At 74.0% G+C, this 13,826-nt stretch carries 14 protein-coding genes; 5 read left to right on the top strand and 9 right to left on the bottom strand.

All coding sequences use genetic code 11. The features are described 5' to 3' along the window. Positions 1–7: 7 nt before the first annotated feature. Both K7862_RS05065 and K7862_RS05070 read right to left on the bottom strand, forming a co-directional pair. Entirely contained in the window at positions 8–604 is a 597-nt protein-coding gene (locus K7862_RS05065) for a DNA-3-methyladenine glycosylase I (RefSeq protein ID WP_222961054.1), read from the bottom strand. After that, positions 597–1,022, bottom strand: coding sequence for a DivIVA domain-containing protein (locus K7862_RS05070; protein WP_222961343.1), 426 nt, complete (start codon positions 1,020–1,022; stop codon positions 597–599). The genes K7862_RS05065 and K7862_RS05070 overlap by 8 nt, the downstream gene beginning before the upstream one ends. Positions 1,023–1,165: 143 nt before the next feature. Here K7862_RS05070 and folP point away from each other — a divergent pair, with 143 nt between their 5' ends. Next, positions 1,166–1,978: a dihydropteroate synthase gene (gene folP, locus K7862_RS05075; protein ID WP_222961345.1), complete on the top strand. Its 813-nt coding sequence runs from the start codon at positions 1,166–1,168 to the stop codon at positions 1,976–1,978. Between the two features lie 54 nt (positions 1,979–2,032). Here the strand turns inward: folP and K7862_RS05080 are convergent, their stop codons facing one another. From K7862_RS05080 to dapE, 3 genes are all read right to left on the bottom strand, one after another. Next, complete coding sequence (locus tag K7862_RS05080; RefSeq protein ID WP_222961344.1) at positions 2,033–2,833, bottom strand: LOG family protein; 801 nt, start codon at positions 2,831–2,833, stop codon at positions 2,033–2,035. Positions 2,834–2,939: 106 nt separating this feature from the next. Then, the gene (locus tag K7862_RS05085; RefSeq protein WP_222961056.1) at positions 2,940–4,016 is read right to left on the bottom strand and encodes an alpha/beta hydrolase; all 1,077 of its coding nucleotides are present in this window, start codon (positions 4,014–4,016) and stop codon (positions 2,940–2,942) included. A 103-nt stretch (positions 4,017–4,119) separates the two neighbouring features. Further along, complete coding sequence (gene dapE, locus K7862_RS05090) at positions 4,120–5,187, bottom strand: succinyl-diaminopimelate desuccinylase (RefSeq protein ID WP_222961057.1); 1,068 nt, start codon at positions 5,185–5,187, stop codon at positions 4,120–4,122. 88 nt (positions 5,188–5,275) lie between these two features. On the opposite strand from dapE, the gene K7862_RS05095 reads away from it, so the two are divergent. Both K7862_RS05095 and K7862_RS05100 read left to right on the top strand, forming a co-directional pair. Next, the gene (locus K7862_RS05095; protein WP_222961058.1) at positions 5,276–6,229 is read left to right on the top strand and encodes a VldE C-terminal domain-containing protein; all 954 of its coding nucleotides are present in this window, start codon (positions 5,276–5,278) and stop codon (positions 6,227–6,229) included. A gap of 281 nt (positions 6,230–6,510) precedes the next feature. Next, on the top strand, positions 6,511–6,993 hold the full coding sequence (locus K7862_RS05100) for an ATP-binding protein (protein ID WP_222961059.1): 483 nt from the start codon (positions 6,511–6,513) through the stop codon (positions 6,991–6,993). Positions 6,994–7,061: 68 nt separating this feature from the next. Here K7862_RS05100 and dapC read toward each other — a convergent pair whose 3' ends face one another. Together dapC and fdxA are read right to left on the bottom strand one after the other, a co-directional pair. Then, a complete protein-coding gene (gene dapC / locus K7862_RS05105; protein WP_222961060.1) occupies positions 7,062–8,162 on the bottom strand; it encodes a succinyldiaminopimelate transaminase in 1,101 nt (366 codons plus the stop codon). An 87-nt stretch (positions 8,163–8,249) separates the two neighbouring features. Next, entirely contained in the window at positions 8,250–8,570 is a 321-nt protein-coding gene (gene fdxA / locus K7862_RS05110) for a ferredoxin (RefSeq protein ID WP_222961062.1), read from the bottom strand. Positions 8,571–8,679: 109 nt separating this feature from the next. On the opposite strand from fdxA, the gene K7862_RS05115 reads away from it, so the two are divergent. Next, positions 8,680–9,672, top strand: coding sequence for a GNAT family N-acetyltransferase (locus tag K7862_RS05115; protein WP_222961064.1), 993 nt, complete (start codon positions 8,680–8,682; stop codon positions 9,670–9,672). Then, complete coding sequence (locus tag K7862_RS05120) at positions 9,669–10,505, top strand: transglutaminase-like domain-containing protein (protein ID WP_222961065.1); 837 nt, start codon at positions 9,669–9,671, stop codon at positions 10,503–10,505. Before K7862_RS05115 ends, K7862_RS05120 begins: the two co-directional genes overlap by 4 nt. A 148-nt stretch (positions 10,506–10,653) precedes the next feature. On the opposite strand, the gene K7862_RS05125 is transcribed toward K7862_RS05120, so the two are convergent. Then, positions 10,654–12,201, bottom strand: a complete 1,548-nt coding sequence (locus K7862_RS05125; RefSeq protein ID WP_222961066.1) for an SAV_2336 N-terminal domain-related protein — start codon at positions 12,199–12,201, stop codon at positions 10,654–10,656. After that, complete coding sequence (locus tag K7862_RS05130; protein WP_222961067.1) at positions 12,198–13,670, bottom strand: VMAP-C domain-containing protein; 1,473 nt, start codon at positions 13,668–13,670, stop codon at positions 12,198–12,200. Before K7862_RS05130 ends, K7862_RS05125 begins: the two co-directional genes overlap by 4 nt. Positions 13,671–13,826: the final 156 nt, after the last annotated feature.

The following is a 13,826-nucleotide window of genomic DNA, read 5'->3' on the forward strand; positions in this document are numbered from 1 at the left end:
CGGGCCGTCAGCGGGCGAAGCAGCCTTCCAGGTGGTCGTTGACCAGGCCGCACGCCTGCATCAGCGCATAGGCGGTGGTGGGGCCGACAAAACGGAAGCCGCGCTTCTTGAGGTCCTTGGACAGCGCCAGCGACTCCGGGGTGGACGCCGGGACGTCCGCGGTGGTGCGCGGCGCCGGCCGGGCCGCGGGATCTGGGGCGTACGACCACACCAGCGCGTCCAGGCCGCCGTCGTAGGTCGTCCGGACCTGCTGCGCGGCGGCGGCGTTCGCGATGGCCGCGTCGATCTTGGCCCGGTTCCTGATGATGCCGGGGTCGCCCAGCAGCCGTTCCCGGTCGGCGTCGGTGAACGCGGCGACCTCGTCGATCACGAAGTGGCGGAAGGCGGCCCGGAAGGTCTCACGGCGCCGCAGGATGGTGATCCAGGACAGCCCGGACTGGAACGCCTCCAGGCAGATCCGCTCGAACAGCGCGTCGTCGCCGTGGACCGCCCGGCCCCACTCGGTGTCGTGGTACTCGACGTAGTCCGGGGTGGACACCCCCCAGGGGCAGCGGGCGCGGCCGTCCTCGCCGGTCCGGGGGCCGGTGGCGGACGGCTCACTCATGGGCGGGGCCCTCGGTGCCGGGCGGCAGATCCTGGTGCTCGTGCGGCGCCTGCGCGACGCCGTCGGACGCGTTGTAGGACGCACTGTGCGACGCGCTGTGGGACGAACTGTGGGACGCGCCGTGCGCGGCCCGTGCCCCGGCCAGGGACGACTCCAGCTCGGCGATGCGGGCGTCCCGCTCGGCCAGCTCGGCGCCGAGCCGGTCGAGCACCTCGTCGACGTCGATCATGCGGTAGCCGCGCACCGCGACGGGCAGCCGGACCGCGTCGATGTCGGACCGTACCAGCGGGCGGTCAGGGGGGAGCCGGTCGTCGAGCCGTTCGGGTTCGGAGTCCTTGAGCGCGCCGCCGTCGCCCAGGACGGCCATGGCCACCGCGGCCACCACCGCGACGAGCGCGATGAGCATGAACCACAACAAGTCGATCTCCCCGGGTCCGGCCGGCGACGGCAGGTCCAACATGTCAGGCACGATCGTGCCACGATCGCATGAGTCTGAGATGAGGAGCGGCAGTGGCACTTCGGCTGGGCACCCGGGAATTCGCCGAACGGGAGCCGGTGATCATGGCGATCGTGAACCGCACCCCCGACTCGTTCTACGACCAGGGGGCCACGTTCACCGACGAGCCCGCGCTGGAACGGGTCGCGGTGGCCGTCGCGGAGGGCGCGGCGATCATCGACATCGGCGGGGTGAAGGCCGGGCCGGGCGAGGAGGTCTCCGCGCAGGAGGAGATCCGCCGCACGGTGGCGTTCGTGGCGGAGGTCCGGCGCCGGCACCCGGACGTGGTGATCAGCGTGGACACCTGGCGGCACGAGGTCGGCGAGGCGGTCTGCGAGGCCGGCGCGGACCTGCTGAACGACGCCTGGGGCGGGGTCGACCCGCGGCTGGCGGAGGTCGCCGCGCGCCACGGCGCCGGCCTGGTGTGCACCCACGCCGGGGGCGCCGAGCCGCGCACCCGGCCGCACCGTGTGGGGTACGACGACGTGATGGCGGACATCCTCGACGTCACGCTCGGGCTGGCCGAGCGGGCGCTGGAGCTGGGCGTGCGGCGCGACGGCATCCTCATCGACCCGGGCCACGACTTCGGCAAGAACACCCGGCACTCGCTGGAGGCGACGCGCCGGCTGCCGGAGATGACCGCGACCGGCTGGCCGGTGCTGGTCTCGCTGTCCAACAAGGACTTCGTCGGCGAGACGCTCGACCGTCCGGTCAAGGAGCGGCTGATCGGCACGCTGGCGACGACGGCGGTCTCCGCGTGGCTGGGCGCCCAGGTCTACCGGGTGCACGAGGTGGCCGAGACCCGCCAGGTGCTCGACATGGTGGCCTCGATCGCCGGGCACCGCCCGCCCGCGGTCGCCCGGCGCGGCCTGGCCTGACACCGGCTCCGGGGCGGGGGCCGGACCCCCGCCCCGCCCCGCCCCGCCCCGGGCCTAGGCGGACTCCTTGGTGACGCGCTCGACCGCGTCGTCGACGTCGTCGGTGACGTGGAAGAGCTCCAGGTCCGCCGCGGACGCCTTCCCCTCGGCGACGAGGGTCTTCCTGATCCAGGTGGCCAGGCCGCCCCAGTAGTCGCTGCCGAACAGCACGATCGGGAATCGGGTGACCTTCTTGGTCTGCACGAGCGTGAGCGCCTCGAACAGCTCGTCCAGGGTGCCGAAGCCGCCGGGCAGCACCACGAACCCGCGGGCGTACTTCACGAACATCGTCTTGCGGACGAAGAAGTAGCGGAAGTTCACGCCGATGTCGACGTAGGGGTTGAGCCCCTGCTCGAAGGGCAGCTCGATGCCGAGCCCGACGGAGACACCGCCGGCCTCCAGGGCGCCCTTGTTCGCCGCCTCCATGGCGCCGGGGCCGCCGCCGGTGATCACGGCCAGGCCCGCCTCGGCGAGGGCGCGGCCGATACGGACCCCGGAGTCGTACTCACGGGAGTCGACGGGGGTGCGGGCGGACCCGAAGACGCTGACCGCCGGGCCCAGCTCGGCGAGCGCCCCGAAGCCCTCGACGAACTCGGACTGGATCCGCAGCACGCGCCAGGGGTCGCTGTGCACCCAGTCCGTGGACTCCCGGCTGTCCAGCAGCCGCTGGTCGGTGGTGCCCGACTGCACCTGCCCGCGTCGCCTGATCACCGGGCCGGTGTGCCGCTCGGGCCACCCCCGCCCCTCGGAGAGGGACTCCGCCGCCGCATAGGCGGCCGCGGCCTCCTCCTGCCAGTCGGCGCCCTGGCCGATCATGGCGTCCGGGCTGTCCACGCCGTCACTGCTGGCACTGCCGTCACTGCCGTCCCTGGCGTCCGTGTCGTCGGGACCCTTCGCATCAGTCATACCGGCAGCGTACGCATCAGGGTGCCGCGGACGGGGCCAACGGGACGGCGCGCGGCGCCTCGATCCGCCCGCTGACCCAGGTGAAGGCGTCGGGGAACATCCGTCCCCAGGTCTTCCAGTTGTGCCCGCCGTTGGCGACCCGCATGGTCGTCACGGTCGCGGGCGGCCGCACGGCGGCGCAGATCTCGTCGGCGAACTTCGGCGGGCTCTCCGGGTCCTGCAGGCTGGACTCCACCAGGAGCTGGACGTCGGGGCGGCTGGTGCGGGCGAGCTGCAGCGGGTTGCGGACGCCCTGGGCGGGGTCGTCGGGCGCCAGGGCGGCGCCGGCGGCGAAGGTCTCGGGGTGTTCCAGGGCCAGGCGGGCGGCGCAGTAGCCGCCGGTGGATATGCCCATCACCGCCCAGCCGCGGGGGGCGGGCAGGGTGCGGAAGTTGTGGTTGATCGTCCGGACGACGTCCTTGGTGAGCCAGGTGGCGACCCGACTCTTCCCGGGCACGTCCGCACACCCGGTGTTGACCCGGTCCGGGGTGATGGTCGGCAGGACGAGGATCGCGGGTTCGGCGCGGCCCGCGGTGATCTGCTCCTGCATGATCTGGCCCAGCCGCATGCCGCGCAGGAAGCTGTGCGGCGTGCCGGGTATGCCGTGCAGGACCTCGATCACCGGGAAGCGGGTGTGCGCGAACTCCTTCTTGCCGTACTGCGGCGGCAGCCACACGATGACGTCGCCCTTGGTGCCGGAGGCCCAGCCGCGGACCGTGGCGCGTTCGAAGCCCTGCGAGTAGGGGGTGAACTTCACCGCGTAGTCGGGCACCGCGGGGACGGGGCCGCCCGAGGGGGAGGCGGTCGGGCGCCCGCCGCTGTTGGCGTTGCCGAGCAGGTCGTCCCAGGAGGCGTAGAAGCCGTACTGGTTGTTGATGGCCACCATCACCACGAACACCGCGGTGACCTGGCAGAGGACGATCATCCCGATCCGGCTGACGAACCGCAGCGCGCGCGGACCCCGGACCCGCGGCCACAGTGTCAGTGCCGCCGCCACCGCCCCTATGGTGACGGCGATCAGCAGGATTGCGAACCACATGCTGGTCAGTCCCACGACGCGCCTACTTCCCCCCTGTCGGCCGGACGTACCGGTTCACACCATGCCGGGAAGAAAGACCTGTGCGCACCCCAGTTCGGTTGCCCGGGCGCTCACGGCCTCATGTGGTGAGCCAGGCGCGCAGCTTCCGCTCCGCGTCCAGGACCGCTGCCACCGCGACGTTCTCCTCACGGGTGTGGGCGAGCGTGGGATCGCCCGGACCGTAGTTCACGGCGGGCACGCCGAGCGCCGAGAAACGGGCGACGTCGGTCCAGGATTCCTTGGCCGCGGGGGGAGTTCCGATGGCCGCGACGAAGGCGGCGGCGGCCGGATGGGACAGTCCGGGGAGCGCCCCGGGAGCGCTGTCGGTGAGGACGACCTCGAACCCGTCGAAGATCTCCTCGACCCGCGCGAGGGCCTGCGCCTCGCTCTGGTCGGGCGAGAAACGGTAGTTGACGGTGACCGCGCACGTGTCCGGGATCACATTCCCGGCGTGCCCGCCCTCGATCATCACGGCGTTGAGGCCCTCGGGGTAGACCAGGCCGTCGATCTCCACCCGGCGCGGCCGATACGCGGCGAGCCGGGCCAGGATCGGCGCGGCCTTGTGGATGGCGTTGTCGCCGAGCCAGCTCCGGGCGGAGTGGGCGCGGCGGCCGCTGGTCTGCACCCGCACCCGCAGCGTGCCCTGGCAGCCGCCGTCCACCCGGCCGCCGGTGGGCTCCAGCAGCACCGCGAAGTCACCGGCCAGCCACTCCGGGTGATGCGCCACGAGCCGCCCCAGGCCGTTGAACTCGGCGGCGATCTCCTCGGCGTCGTAGAAGACGTAGGTCAGGTCGCGGTTGGGCGCGGCGAGGTCCGCGGCGAGCTTGAGCTGCACCGCGACGCCGGCCTTCATGTCCGAGGTGCCGCACCCCCAGAGCAGACCGCCGTCGTCCAGCCGGGACGGCAGGTTGTCCGCGATGGGGACGGTGTCCAGGTGCCCGGCCAGGATGACGCGTTCGGCCCGGCCCAGTTCGGTGCGGGCGACGACGGCGTCGCCGTCGCGGTCCACCCGCAGGTGCGGGATCGCGCGCAGCGCGCTCTCCACGAGATCGGCGAGCGGCTTCTCCTCGCGGCTCACCGAGGGGATGTCCACGAGGGCCGCGGTGAGCGCGGCCGCGTCCAGGCCCAGATCCAGTCCACTACCCATGCCCCGACCTTATGCGCCCGGGCCCGGTGCGGGGACAGGGACACCGCGGTGGGGAGTTGACGGGCCGCCGCCCCTATAAGGTCGCCCCGTGCCACGCTCATCCAGCCCGCCCGGCAAGGGAAGGAGCGGCTGCGGACTGAAGTTCGCCGCCGGTCTCGTCGTGCTGCTCGGGATCGGCATCTTCCTTGCCCAGCACTTCGGCGGCAAGGGTCTCCAGCCCGCCGAGTGCACGGTTCGGGCGGCCGGCGCCGTGCTCCGGCTGACCCCGGAGCAGGCGGCGAACGCCGCGACGATCGCCGCCGTCGCGACGTCGCGCGGACTGCCCGAACGGGCGGTGGCGATAGCCCTGGCCACGTCCCTGCAGGAGTCCCGGCTGGAGAACATCGACCACGGCGACCGGGACTCGCTCGGCCTGTTTCAGCAGCGCCCCTCGCAGGGCTGGGGCACCGCGCGGCAGATCATGGACCCGGTGTACGCGTCCAACGCGTTCTTCAGCAGCCTGGTGAAGATCCGCGGCTACGCCCAGCTGCCGCTGACGGTGGCCGCCCAGCGCGTGCAGAGGAGCGGCTACCCGGAGGCGTACGCCCAGCACGAGGCGGACGCGACGACGCTGTCCGCCGCGCTCTCCGGCCGCGACGCGGACGCGCTGAGCTGCACCACCGGCGGCAGCCGCGCGGACAGCGCGGGCGGCGGACCGGGCGACACCGCGGCGGTGACGGCGCTGCTCAAGCGGGAGTTCGGCAAGCAGGCCCGGCCGCGCACCGACGCCCTCCCGCGGACCGTCGCGGTCCCGCCCACGCCGGGCGGCGCCGCGGCGAAGAGCGAAGGCGGCCGCCGGGGCTGGGAGTTGGCGCAGTGGGCGGTGGCGCACGCCCCCGAACTGAAGGTCGAGCAGGTCGCGTTCGGCACCATGCGCTGGCAGGCGGCGAAGTCCGGCGAGGGATGGCAGAAGCAGAAGCCGGTGAGCGCGGCGAGGGCCGGGGCGGACGCCTCGGCCGGCACCCCGGCGGACGGCCTGGTCCGGATCACCGTCGCGGGCTGAGTCCCGCGGCTTCGATGCGGCTTCCTCGGGGCTCCCGTGCGGCTTCCGCGCGGCGCCCGTGGGTCGTGCGTGCGGTCCCGCGGGCAAGACCCACGGGTCCTGCGTGCCGTCCCGCGGGCCGGATCCGGGCGCGGCGTCATACCGCCTGCCGCGCATTCACCCGGAAGAGCCCCATTCGCCGTCTGTCACTCGAACGGCCGCAACCTTCCGGCGTTTCGAGCGGTAGTCACGGCGACCCCACGGGGTCCGGTACCCCTTCCGAACACCGCACAAGGAGCATCATGTCCCTCCCTCTGCCACGCCGGATCGCCCGGGCCGCTCTGCTGCTCGGCGCGGCAGCCGCACCCCTGGTGGGTGCCGGTGCCGCGCACGCCGCCGCCCTGCCGCAGCCGAACCTGGGCGGGCTGAGCACCCTGGACGGCCCGGCGCTCGGGGACACCGTCGACAGCGCCTCGCACCAGACCACGGTGCTGGCCGCGGAGGCCGGGACGGACGCGATGAAGGCCACCCTCCCGACCACCGACCACCTCGTCGGCACCACCGCCAGGACCGCCGTCCCGACCGCCCAGCAGGCCGTTCGGCGGGCGGCGGGGAACGCGACGGAGGCGGCCGGCCGGATGGCCGGCGGGTCCGCCGAGTCGGCGGCCGGCGCCCTGCCGTCCGACGCGCTGCTCCCGGCCGGCGGGCTGAGCGCGCTGCTGCCCGACACCGGTGCGCTGCCCACCACCGACCACCTGCCGATGCAGGGCCTGCCGGTGGTCTGAGCGCGCGGCGCCGCGGGGCACCCCTGGCCTCGGCTCAGGGCGTGCCCCCGCTCAGGGCCCGCCTCCGCTCAGGCGCCCAGCCGCCGGACCGCGGCGGCCACGCGCTCGTCCGTCGCCGTGAAGGCGATGCGGACGAACCGGCTGCCCGCGGGGCCGTAGAACTCGCCGGGGGCGACGAGGATGCCCTGCTTGGACAGGTCGCCGACGGTCTCCCAGCAGTCCTCGTCGCGGGTCGCCCACAGGTAGAGGCTGGCCTCGCTGTGCTCGATACGGAACCCGGCGGCCTCGAAGGCGGTCCGCAGCGCGCCGCGGCGGCGGGCGTACCGGTCCTTCTGCTCCACCGCGTGGGCGCGGTCGCCGAGCGCGGCGATCATCGCGGCCTGGACGGGCTGGGGCACGATCATGCCGGCGTGCTTGCGGACGCCGAGCAGTTCGGCGACCACCGCCGGGTCGCCGGCCAGGAACGCGCCGCGGTAGCCGGCGAAGTTCGAGCGCTTGGACAGCGAGTGGACAGCGATCAGCCCGTCGTGGCTGTCCCCGCAGACGTCGGGGTGCAGCACCGAGACGGGCTGCGCGCCCTCCCAGCTCAGCTCGATGTAGCACTCGTCGGAGACCACGAGGATGCCGTGCTCCCGGGCCCACGCGACGATCCGCCGCAGCTCGGCGGCGGGCAGCACGCGGCCGGTCGGATTGGACGGGCTGTTCAGCCACAGCACCCGGGTGCGCTCCGGGTCGAGGTCGGCGACCGGGTCGTCGTACGTCACCGGTTCGGCGCGGGCGATCAGCGCGCCGATCTCGTAGGTCGGGTAGGCCAGTTGCGGGTACCCGAGCCGGTCGCCCTCCCCCAGGTCCAGGAGCGTGGGCAGCCAGGCGACCAGTTCCTTGGAGCCGATCAGCGGCAGCACGTGCCGCGGGTCCGCGCCGCTCACCCCGTGCCGGTCGCGCAGATAGGCGGCGATCGCCTCGCGCAGCTCGGGGGTGCCGTACGTCAGCGGGTAGCCGGGGCTGTCGGAGGCCGCGGCCAGCGCCTGGCGCACCACGTCCGGGACAGGGTCCACCGGCGTGCCCACGGACAGGTCGACCACGCCGTCGGCGTGCGCCGTCGCGGCGGCCTTGTACGGCTCCAGGCGGTCCCAGGGGAACACCGGAAGGCGGGCGGAGATGCTCACGTGCTCACTCTCGCTTGGGGGAAGAACGCCGGGCCCCGCACGGCGGTACGCCGTACGGGGCCCGGCGGAGTCAGCCGACGCAGGACGTCACTGGTTCTGCGTCGGCAGCTCGGCGATGAAGGGGTGGTCGCGCTCGATCAGGCCGAGCTTGGAGGCACCACCGGGCGAGCCGAGCTCGTCGAAGAACTCGACGTTCGCCTTGTAGTAGTCCTTCCACTCCTCCGGGGTGTCGTCCTCGTAGAAGATGGCCTCGACCGGGCACACCGGCTCACAGGCGCCGCAGTCGACGCATTCGTCCGGGTGGATGTACAAGGACCTGGAGCCCTCGTAGATGCAGTCGACCGGGCACTCTTCGATGCACGCCTTGTCCTTGACGTCGACACAAGGCTGCGCGATGACGTAGGTCACGCTGTCGTTCCTCCTCGAGTTGGGCTCATCTCGCGCGGGAGCGCGGCGTCGTCGATGCCCGCACCTAGTATCTCCGTTCCTGGGCACGATCCGAACAGGAGGGGCACGCATGCCAGGGGAATTCTCGTCCGGAGCTCGGCTCGAAATCCGGATTACCCCCGCTGACGTGGGAAAACGCGTTTCGGTACGGCAACTGGTCGAGATCGCCGACGGGCATCCTACGTTCACCGACACGGTGGGTGTTCTCGTATCGTGGGATGCGGGCGTGGTGTGCGTCACGCGCAGGAACGGTGAAACGGTCCAGATGGCGGAAGCCTCGCTGGTGGCCGGGAAGGTCGTGCCGCCCGCCCCTCGGCGGCGTGTGAAGGGTGTGCCGGACGTGACGGCAGAGGAACTCGACGCGGTCGCCGCGCGCGCCTGGCCGGCCACCGAGACGGACCGTCTCGGAGACTGGACGCTGCGGGCCTCCGGCGGATTCACCCGGAGGGCCAACTCCGTCCTGGTGAACGGTGATCCGGGCGTGCCGCTGGACGACGCCCTCACCGAGGTGACCGCCTGGTACACCCGGCGCGGTCTCACCCCCTGGATACAGCTCTCCGACACCTCCCCGTACGGCGCGGAACTGGCCGCCCGCGGCTGGCCACGCGTCGCCGACACGCTGGTCCGCACGGCGCCGCTGGCTGCGCTCACCCGGCTGCCGGAGCCCGCGGGCGGCTCCCCGGAGGGCGGCGTGGCGCTCTCCCGCACTCCCGACGCGGCCTGGCTGGCCGCCTACCACCGCACCGGCGATCTCGCCGACGCCGCCCTGAAGGTCGTCACCGGTGGGCCGTCGGTGTGGTTCGCGACGATGCCGGGGGCCATCGGGCGCGCCGTGGTCGACGGGCCGTGGGCGCTGTTCGGCGCGGTCGAGGTGGACCCGGAGCGGCGGCGGCGCGGCCTGGGCACCGCGATCATGGGCGCGCTCGCCCGGCAGGCGGCGGCGGAGGGCGCCGTCGCGGCGTACCTCCAGGTGGAGGCCGACAACGCCGCCGCCCGGGTGATGTACGACCGGATGGGCTTCACCGACCACCACGGCTACCACTACCGGCGTCCCGCGGCATGAGCGACACGACCGGGCCCTCGGTGCGCGAGCGCTTCGCCGCGGCGGCCCGCGAGGAGCGCCCCGACCTGGCCGAGCTGTGCCTGCTGGTCGGTGCGGAGGCCGACCCGGCGCTGGACGGCGAACCGTCCGACCTGGCGCAGATCGAGCTGGACCGGCTGGCCGGGCTGCTGCCGTTCGGCTTGAGCACCCCGCTGGAGTGGGCGCTCGCGCTGAACCGGCTGCTGGCCGTGGGCCACGGTTTCCAGGGCTCGCCCGCCGACTACGGCCGGCTGGAGTCCTCCCTGCTCCAGGAGGTGCTGCGGCGCCGCCGCGGGCTGCCGATCCTGCTGTCGGTGGTGTGGATCGAGGTCGCCCGGCGGGCCGGGGCGCCGGTGTACGGCGTGGGGCTGCCCGGCCACTTCGTGGTGGGTCTCGGGGAGCCGGAGGGCGAGCACGTGCTCGTCGACCCGTTCGACGGCGGCCGCGTGCTGTCCGCCGAGGACGCCGAACTGCTGGTCGCCGGCGCCACCGGTGCCGGCCTGACGCCCGCGATGCTCACCCCGGCCGATCCGCTGGACATCGTGCTGCGCATCCTCAACAACATCCGGGCCTGGGCCGCGCCGCGCCCCGAGCACCGGCCGGTGCAGCTGTGGACGCTGGACCTGACGCTGCTGCTGCCGCGGCACCCGGCGAAGCTGCGTCACGAGCGGGCCCGGCTGCTGGTCGCGATGGGCGACTTCCTGGGCGGCGCGCGGGAGATGGACGAGTACGCGAAGGTGATCGGGGCGTTCGACCCGGAGTCGGCGGCGGGCATCCGGGCGGAGGCGCGTGCGGCCCGCGCCATGCTCAACTGAGCCTGCGCCCGCCGCTCGGGCGCGGCGGAGCTCAGCCGGGCCCAGCGGAGCTCGGACGGTTCAGCGGGGCTCGGACAGTTCAGCCGGGCTCGGACGGGCTCGGACGGACTCGGCCTTGTTGGGACGGGTTCAGGCCGGACCGGCGGCCTCAGCCTGCCCGGCCCACTCTCCGGCCCGCCACGAACGCCTCGATCTTCTCCTGCATCTGGCGGACCACCCGCTTGTGCGACCCGGGCATGGCCATCAGCACGGCCAGCTCCACCTGCACGAACGGCAGGTTGGCGGCGTCCACCACCAGGGCGTCCGGCGGGCTGACGTACTCCACCCGCTGGGCGAGTCCCTGGACGGCCCGCACGGACGGGGACAGGTACTGCTCGACGAGTTCGGCGACCCGGCGTGAGCGTTCCCAGCTCTCCCGGCTCAGCAGACCGGCCCGCACGCCCGGGTGGAAGTCGTAGGTGACCCGGTCGTAGGGCGCGTCGTCGGGGAACTCCATCCCGACCTCGCGGATCAGCCCGCTGCTCAGCACCTCGGCGAGGTCGGCCGGGCTGGAGTACGGCACGAGCTGGTCGGCGACGAGCTGCATCACGTGCCGGTTCAGGGGCGCGGCGGCCAGCAGTTTGGCGAGCTGGGCGGTCCGCGGCGAGGCGCTGGCCAGGAACGCCACCACGCGCGCGTCAGCGCCCCCGCCGGGGGCCCGGACGGCTGTCACCGGACCGGGCACGGCCTCCGGACCGGGAGCGGCCTCCGGGCCGGGAGCGGCCTCCGGGCCGGATGTGGGCGGTGGGCCGTCGGTGACCCGCTGGCCCGGCAGCACCACCGGACCGGCCGGTTCCTCCGGCACCACCAGCACCTGCTGCTGCACCCACTGGTCGGACAGCACCAGCCGGCACCAGTGCTCGATCCACGGCTTGCGCATTTCCATGACGGGCACGACCAGGTCGCCCTTGGCGACCGGCGCGGCGGGCACCAGATCGGCTGCCGCGCCCTCCTCCGGCTCGCGGGTGGCGATGGTGCCGTTGCCCCCGCCGGGCACCGACGAGCGCAGCTTCAGCGGGCGGGTGTGCAGGGCCGAGCGGGTCCAGTTGGCGTGCGGCTGCAGGTGCAGGACGGCCAGCGGGTGGCGAGCCGACCACTGCCGGAACCTGCGCCAGATCTGCCGGCCGGACCAGGCCGCGCCGACCCCGTCGGTGAGGACCAGCACGATCTTCCTGCGCGGGGAGAGCGTCAGCCCCGCGCCGCTGACGGACGCGGCGTCGAACAGGTCGTCGGCCTCGTCCGGGCGCTGCGAGTGCAGCTTGACGATGTGCACGTCGGCGAAGAGCGGCAGGTCGTGGGCGCAGGCCACGAAGCAGTCCACCGTGGGGTACCAGGCCGGCATCGACGCGCCGGTGTCGATGACGAGCACCAGGTCCCACACGGACGGGTGGTGCGGCGCGTGCGGCACCGGCCCGGGCGCGTTCGGGATCGACAGCGTCCCGTCGTCGCCCGGGTCGCGGCGCAGCGCGTCGAGGACGCCCAGCGCGCGGGCGGCGGCCGCCACGCCCGGCTGCGGGCGGGGCGCCGGCCACTCGGGCGGCGGTGGCGCGAACACCGGCTTGGGCGGGTGCGCCCGGAGCCGCAGCGGGCCGCCGTGGCCCTGGTCGTCCTCGGGCGAGGTGGTGACCAGCCAGGCGCCGGAGTCGGCGACGGTCACGACGCCTTCGCCTCCCCCGGGGGCACCAGCGCGGGCATGGACGGCAGGGTGTGGTCGGGGTCGTCCCACAGCAGGGTGATGTCGCGGACGGCGTCGGTCTCCTCCCCGACGGGTGCCGTCCCGGCGTCCGCGTGCAGGGCGCTGACCCGCTGCGGCAGGTCCTTGAGCGGGCCCTGGTCGATCAGCCGCCGCACCGAGGCCCGGAAGGCCGTGGAGCCGCAGTCCAGGCGGTGCCAGAGGATGGCGGGGGCGCCGCTGCGGATGGCGTCCATCAGCTCGGTGCGGCCCTTGGGCAGAGTGGGCGGCGCGCTGAGCACCACGACGTGGCGGCGGGAGGTCTCCTCGGGCGCGGTGTCCTCCCCCGCGCCGGGGTCCGCGGCGGCCGGGTCCTGCAGGGTCGCCCACCGGTCGCGCCACTTGGAGTGCAGGGTCGGGGTCTGCAGCCGCTCCAGGCTGCGCACGACGACGTCGAACCGGGACAGTCCGGCCGGGTCGTTGGCGGACCGGCACCACTCCCACACCGGCTGGTTGAGCAGCGGAAGTGGCAGGAAGAACTCCACGGTCAGGTTCCGCACGCTCGTGCCGGTCTGCCGTCCCCACTGCTGCAGCCGCTGGTAGACGGTGCGCGGGATGTCCCGCTGCCCGATCTGCTTGTCGTCGTCGCGCAGCGTCGGGGCGCCCTCGGCGCCCGCCTCGCGGTGCCAGGTGCGCAGCGTGTAGTAGTCGTTGAGCAGGCCGTCCGGCAGGAAGACGAACATCACGCGGGCCGCGGCGGAGCGCCGCACGGGCTGCGCGTCGGCGGCGGCCCGGCAGTCGTGCAGCTCGGTCAGCACCTGCCACTCCGACGCCTTGCGCTCGGTCCAGTCCCGCAGCTGCCGGGTGGTCTCGGCGGGCCCGCGCGCGGCGGCCGCCAGGTACTCCATGAACGCCAGGAACGGCGGCAGCCCGCTGGGCAGCACGTTGCGCCGCAGCAGGTGCAGCACCGCGGGCCAGGCGTCGGTGCAGTGCTGCGGCAGGGTGCCGGCCAGCGGCTGCAGCGACGCCTGCGCGACCGCCTGCACGTCGGGGACCGCGGTGCGCTCCACCAGCCGCTGCAGGCCGTCGAGTTCACCGCTGCCCAGCCACTGCCGGGCGGCCAGCAGGTCGGACATGGCACGCAGCGGGATCGCCGTCTCCGGGCCGCCGGTGACGGCGTCGAGCGCGTCGGCGAGCGCGTCCGCCCGGTCTGTGCGGGTGGTGCACGACAGCACGAGCTGGTGGAGCTGGACGCGCGGCGGCGCGGCGGTGTCCGGCATGTCGTCCAGGCCGGTCTGCGGGTCGCGGGCGACCAGGCGCAGCAACGCCCGGGACCCGGCCGGCGAGGTGAGCGCCGGGGCGTCCGTCAGCCGCGTCAGCAGATCCTGCTGGAGGTCGGTCAGCGTCGGCGACGTCCCCTCGGTGCTGCCCGGGGACCGTGTCTCGTCCGTCATGGCTGATCACTCCTGCGGTGGCGGGGGCTGCTTCCGGTGGGGTGCGCGCGGGGCGGCGGGACCTGCTTTGTCCGACTGTCCTTCGCCGGGCGGGTCGTGGCCAGAGGCGTGATCCGGCCGCTGCCCGGCCGGGCGGCCGGTTGCGGACAACTCCCG

Origin of the sequence: Actinacidiphila acidipaludis (assembly GCF_019890725.1) — a bacterium.
Classification (GTDB): Bacteria; Actinomycetota; Actinomycetes; order Streptomycetales; family Streptomycetaceae; genus Actinacidiphila; species Actinacidiphila acidipaludis.

Bases quoted from the DNA above. Each gene is read 5' to 3' on its own strand.
- folP (WP_222961345.1), top strand. From the start codon at position 1,166: ATGGCGATCGTGAACCGCACCCCCGACTCGTTCTACGACCAGGGGGCC.
- K7862_RS05100 (WP_222961059.1), top strand. From the start codon at position 6,511: ATGTCCCTCCCTCTGCCACGCCGGATCGCCCGGGCCGCTCTGCTGCTC.
- K7862_RS05080 (WP_222961344.1), bottom strand. From the start codon at position 2,833: ATGATCGGCCAGGGCGCCGACTGGCAGGAGGAGGCCGCGGCCGCCTAT.
- K7862_RS05115 (WP_222961064.1), top strand. From the start codon at position 8,680: ATGCCAGGGGAATTCTCGTCCGGAGCTCGGCTCGAAATCCGGATTACC.
- K7862_RS05065 (WP_222961054.1), bottom strand. From the start codon at position 604: ATGAGTGAGCCGTCCGCCACCGGCCCCCGGACCGGCGAGGACGGCCGC.
- K7862_RS05130 (WP_222961067.1), bottom strand. From the start codon at position 13,670: ATGACGGACGAGACACGGTCCCCGGGCAGCACCGAGGGGACGTCGCCG.
- dapE (WP_222961057.1), bottom strand. From the start codon at position 5,187: ATGGGTAGTGGACTGGATCTGGGCCTGGACGCGGCCGCGCTCACCGCG.
- K7862_RS05120 (WP_222961065.1), top strand. From the start codon at position 9,669: ATGAGCGACACGACCGGGCCCTCGGTGCGCGAGCGCTTCGCCGCGGCG.